Here is a 4,789-nt window from a genome sequence, read left to right on the forward strand (position 1 = left end):
TAGCGCGACCAAGCACAACAGCAAGGTCGCGCCGTTGCCGACGATGCCGGATAGAATGCTGACGTCCTTCACCGCCCCGAACGGCGCCGCCACCATCGCCGCGCGCGATCGCGCCCAGGCGTAGAAATAGGCCTCGCCCGAATAGCCCAGTACCACGTCGTTCGCGATGCGCTTCTTGTTCAGCGCCGCAAATCCGCCCAGCCACGGCACGCGCCACAGATAACGGTAGATCAGCAGATCGCCGAGGGGTGCGGAAAGGTACAGCAGCGCGAAGGTGACGTAGAACCACGAGCTGTCCGGCGCGGCGCGGTCCAGCCCCACGAGGCCGTCGTCAAGCAGCTCGCGCGCCAACGCGACCACCATCGCTGCCGACAGTAGCGCGCCGAGCAGCATCGGCCAGCGCCGCCGGATGGTCTCCACCGGCTGGAGGCCGGCGAGGTCAACCACCGGTTCGGCAGGCAGGGCGGAAGGCGCCGAAGGGAGGTAGGCTGGTGCGGACAAACTGTCTTCCTGCTGGGTACCCATTCCGGGACCCTCGCCCGGTCGCAACCTATTATGGTTTCTTGCCGGCAAATCTGGGCTGTAGCATGGCAGCGCGCAAGATGGCGCGCGCCGGGCACATCCTCAGCTACGCCCAGACGCTCCAGGGCGGCGGCGTCGAGCGGGTCCTGCTCCGCCTGGGGCGGGGGTGGGTTGAGGCCGGGCGGCGTGTGACGCTGGTGATCGGCGTGCCGGAAGGGCCGCTCGCCGCGGAGCTGCCGCCCGGCATCGAGGTGATTGCGCTCGGCTCGCCCGCTTACCGCTCGCTCGCAACGAGCCTGCCGGATCGGGTCCGCATGCTCGCGCCCGACGTGCTGTTCTGCGCCGGATCGCACTATACCGGCGCCGCGCTGTGGACGCGGATGCGACTGGGCCGATCCGCCCCGCCGATCGTGGGCAAGGTGTCCAATGCGCTCGACCGCGCCGACCATGGCATCGCTGCGCGCCTCGCCCACCGCAGCTGGCTGCGGCTGCATCCGCTTTTCCTCGACCGTATCGTGGCGATGACCCCGGCAAGCGCGGTGCTGGCGGCACAGGCCACGGGCATTCCGGCCGAACGGTTGGCGGTGATCCCGAACCCGCCCACCGTGCCGATCCCGGGTGCCGCCTCCGTCGCGCTACCCGCCGGTCGCTTCCTCCTGGGTGTTGGGCGCTTGGCGCCGCAGAAGCGCTGGGACCGGCTGATCGCCGCATTGCCGCGGCTGCGCGACACGGCGGTTCCCTTGGTGATCGTCGGCGAGGGTGTGCTCCGGCGGGACCTGCTCGCCCAGGCGGCCGCGCTCGGCGTCGCGCACCGGCTGCACCTGCCCGGCCATGCCGCCGACCCCCTGCCCGCGATGGCGCAGGCGGCGGTGGTCACGCTGACCTCGGACTTCGAGGGTGCGCCGAACGTGCTGCGTGAGGCGTTGTCGATGGGCGCGCCCGTGGTCACAACCGACAGCGCGCCCGCGATCGCCGAGATCGTTCACGATCCCACGCTTGGCACAATCGTTCCGCGCGATGATCCCGACGCGCTGGTCGCGGCGCTGGACCGCTGGCTCACGCCCGATGCGCAACGCCCGGCACCGCAGGTGCCCCCGGGCGCCGATTCGGCGCAGCGCTACCTTGATCTGTTCGACAGCGTTGTCAGGTCGGCCTGACGCGATCGGGATGCGCCGCCTGCACCGCCGGCAGCGCCTGCATCGCCGCGTCCACCGCCAGCAGCTTGGGATAGGCCTCCAGCGGCACGTCGAACCGGCGCGCGTTGGCGAGTTGCGGTACCAGGCAAATGTCCGCGATGTCGGGCGCATTGCCGCCGAGGAACGGCCCCGCATCCTCTGCCATCCGCTCCAATGCGGTCAGGCCCTCGACGATCCAGTGCGCATACCAGGCGGCCTTCGCCGCCTGATCCGCCCCGAACTGCGTCTCCAGACGCTTGAGCACCCGCAGGTTGTTGAGGGGATGGATGTCCGCCGCCACCGCCAATGCGCGGGCGAGCTGGCCCGATCGGACGAACGGGTCCTTCGACACCGTCGGCGGCTCGGGGAAGTTCGCGTCCAGCCAGTCGACGATCGCCAAACTCTGGGTCAGCGGCCGGCCGTCCACCACCAGGGTCGGCACGAAGCCCTGCGGGTTGACCGCCAGGTTCTCCGCGCCGCGCTGATCCCCCGCGAGCAGGTTCACCGCCACGCGCTCGTATTCTACGCCCTTCAGTCCAAGGCATATCCGCACGCGATAAGCGGCGGACGAGCGCCAGTAATCGTGCAGGACCAGCCTCACGCGATTCCCTCCGAAGCGCCGCCCTCCTCGTCCTCCACCTTCTCGGATCGGCGTTCGAGCGCGGTCTTGACCATCGCCGTCATCGGATCGGCAAGCGCGAGGCCGAGGATGCCGAACAGCGCGCTCGCCAGGATCTGCGTGCCCAGGGTCAGCGCTGGCGGCAGATCCACCGTCCGTTTCGCCACCATCGGGATCACGACATAGCCGTCGAAGGTCTGGACCACGAAATAGACCACGATCGCCGCAATTCCGGTGTTCAGGCCCGCGGAAAAGCCCACCGCCACCATCAGCGCGCCCGAGATGAACGCGCCGATATTGGGGATGAAGGCGAGCAGCCCGGTCAGGATGCCCAGGATCAGCGCCATAGGCACGCCCACCAGCCACAGCGCGATCGCGGTCAGCACGCCTTCGAACGCCATGCCCAGCAGGCGCCCGGCGAGCAGGCGGCGGAGCGTGTGGCTCATCCGCTGCACCACTACCGCGAACTCGTGGCGCTGGTCCTGCGGGATCATCCATTGCAGGCCGCGGTCGTAGACCCGCGGATCCATGGCGATGAACAAGCCGATCACCAGGATCATGAAGAAGGTGGTCAGCGCCCCTGCCGCGGTGCCGACCCAAGAGGTCAAGCGCCCGACCGAGCCGAGCGCCTGCTGCGCAATGTCGCTCACGTCCGACGCGCCTGGCATCAGCCCCTGCTGGGTCAGCCAACCGGTCACGCGGACCGCCTGGAACTCCAGCGTCGCGCGCAGCTGGCTGAACTGCGCCGCCACCTGCACGCCCGTCAGGTAGAAGGTGCCCATCAGGAAGGCGACGGTCAGCAGGCAGACGATCAGCAGCCGCCAGCCGCGCCCGATCGGCAGCACCCGGCCGAGCAGCCGCACCCCGCCGTCCAGCATGGAGGCGAAGACGAGCCCGGCGAAGATGATCAGCAGCGGCTGGACCAGCAGCACCACTAGTGCGACCGCGCAGACCATGCCGATCCACACCGCGGCACGGCGCATTTCCGCGCGCGTCTCGGGATTGCGAACCTCATTGGGGCTGGCGCCCTGGACGACATGGGGATGCGCGTCGCTCATCGAGTCACCTCGGGGTGGAGCGAGGTGCCTGCGCGGCCGCCGCGCAAGGATCCCGGCCAGGTCAGCGGGTTCCAGGTCGCGCTGCCGTCAACCGAGAAGGTGATGAACTCGGCCCGCCCGCCGATATTCTCCCACGGCACCGGCCCGCCCAACCCGCGATCGAAGCCGCCCGCGGCGAAGCGGCTGTCGGCGGAGCGGTCGCGGTTGTCGCCCATCAGGAACAGGTGGTTGGCGGGAATCGTCACCGCCGCGTAATCGTCGCCGACGCTGCGCCCCAGTTCGACGGTGTCATAGGTGCGCCCGTTGGGCAGCGTCTCGGTGATCACCGGCAGCCGGCAGGTGACCCGCCCGTCCGCGCCCCGCATCCGTGCCGCGCCATTGCCGATCGCGTCGCAGGTCTCCTCGCCGCCGGCGAGCGGCATGCCGCCATAATCGGCAAGGTCGACGAAGTGCAGCGGGCCGCGCTTCACCGGCACGCCGTTCAGGATCACGGTGCCGTCGCGCACCTCCAGCCGGTCGCCCGGCAGCCCGATCACGCGCTTTATATAGTCGCTGTTGGCGCCCGGCGGCGTGACGATCACCACGTCGCCGCGCTCGGGCATCTTGCCCCAGAAACGCCCCTCGCGGAACGGCACCTGCACGCCCCAGCTTTCCACCGGCCGGCGCAGCACCAACCCGCGAAAGATCGCCACCGGATCGGGGATCGTCGGCGACACGAATGACCAGCCATAGGCGAACTTGTTCACCACCAGCCGATCGCCGACCAGCAGGCCCGGCAGCATCGATTCGCTCGGGATGTAGAAGGGCTTGGCGACGAAGCTGTGGAAGCCCAGCACCGCCAGGATCAGCCAGAAGATGCCCTTGGCCTCCGCCCACCAGTCGGTGCCCGGGCGCTTGCCGGTCTCGGGCGCCTCGCTTTCGATTGCCGCATCGGTGCCCGGGGGCGTGTCGGCGGTCAAACTCAGCTCCTGCGCCATGCGGGCGTCACTCGTTGGGGACCGCTTCGATGATCACGAAGGCCTGCGCCCAGGGATGATCGTCGGTGAGGGTCAGGTGGATGCGCGCGCCGTGGCCGGGGGGGATCATCGCGTCAAGCCTCGCCTTGGCACCACCGGTCAGCGCCAGGGTGGGCGCGCCGGAGGGGGCGTTAACCACGCCAATGTCGCGCATGAACACGCCCGCCTTGAACCCGGTTCCGACCGCCTTCGAAAACGCCTCCTTGGCGGCGAAGCGCTTGGCCAAAGTGCCCGCCTTGGTGAACGGCCGCCGCCCCGCCTTGGCCTTCTCCACCGGCGTGAAGACGCGGTCCTCGAAGCGGGTGCCGAACCGATCGAGCGAGGCCTGGATGCGCTCGATGTTGCACAGGTCGGTGCCGAGGCCGATGATCATGACGCGCGATACAAGAGCATGAGCCC

General features: G+C 69.4%; 5 protein-coding genes and 1 pseudogene. 1 reads left to right on the top strand and 5 read right to left on the bottom strand.

From position 1 onward, the window contains the following. Positions 1-501: pseudogene (locus ACFDTH_RS17410) on the bottom strand (hypothetical protein); the annotation flags it as partial. Between the two features lie 86 nt (positions 502-587). Between ACFDTH_RS17410 and ACFDTH_RS17415 the strand changes: the two are divergent. Then, on the top strand, positions 588-1,679 hold the full coding sequence (locus ACFDTH_RS17415; protein WP_375288817.1) for a glycosyltransferase: 1,092 nt from the start codon (positions 588-590) through the stop codon (positions 1,677-1,679). On the opposite strand, the gene maiA is transcribed toward ACFDTH_RS17415, so the two are convergent. The 4 genes from maiA to acpS are packed head-to-tail and all read right to left on the bottom strand — an operon-like array spanning position 1,666 to position 4,763. After that, on the bottom strand, positions 1,666-2,298 hold the full coding sequence (gene maiA / locus ACFDTH_RS17420; protein ID WP_375288818.1) for a maleylacetoacetate isomerase: 633 nt from the start codon (positions 2,296-2,298) through the stop codon (positions 1,666-1,668). The two genes, ACFDTH_RS17415 and maiA, sit on opposite strands and share 14 nt — an antisense overlap. Further along, the gene (locus ACFDTH_RS17425; RefSeq protein WP_375288819.1) at positions 2,295-3,374 is read right to left on the bottom strand and encodes an AI-2E family transporter; all 1,080 of its coding nucleotides are present in this window, start codon (positions 3,372-3,374) and stop codon (positions 2,295-2,297) included. The genes maiA and ACFDTH_RS17425 overlap by 4 nt, the downstream gene beginning before the upstream one ends. Continuing rightward, positions 3,371-4,351 (bottom strand): signal peptidase I, encoded by a 981-nt coding sequence (gene lepB / locus ACFDTH_RS17430; protein ID WP_375288820.1) that lies wholly within the window; start codon positions 4,349-4,351, stop codon positions 3,371-3,373. The genes ACFDTH_RS17425 and lepB overlap by 4 nt, the downstream gene beginning before the upstream one ends. 7 nt (positions 4,352-4,358) lie before the next feature. Next, entirely contained in the window at positions 4,359-4,763 is a 405-nt protein-coding gene (acpS, locus tag ACFDTH_RS17435) for a holo-ACP synthase (RefSeq protein ID WP_375288821.1), read from the bottom strand. Positions 4,764-4,789: the final 26 nt, after the last annotated feature.

It is taken from the genome of Sphingomonas sp. (assembly GCF_042096255.1).
In the GTDB taxonomy this organism is placed as follows: Bacteria; Pseudomonadota; Alphaproteobacteria; order Sphingomonadales; family Sphingomonadaceae; genus Sphingomonas.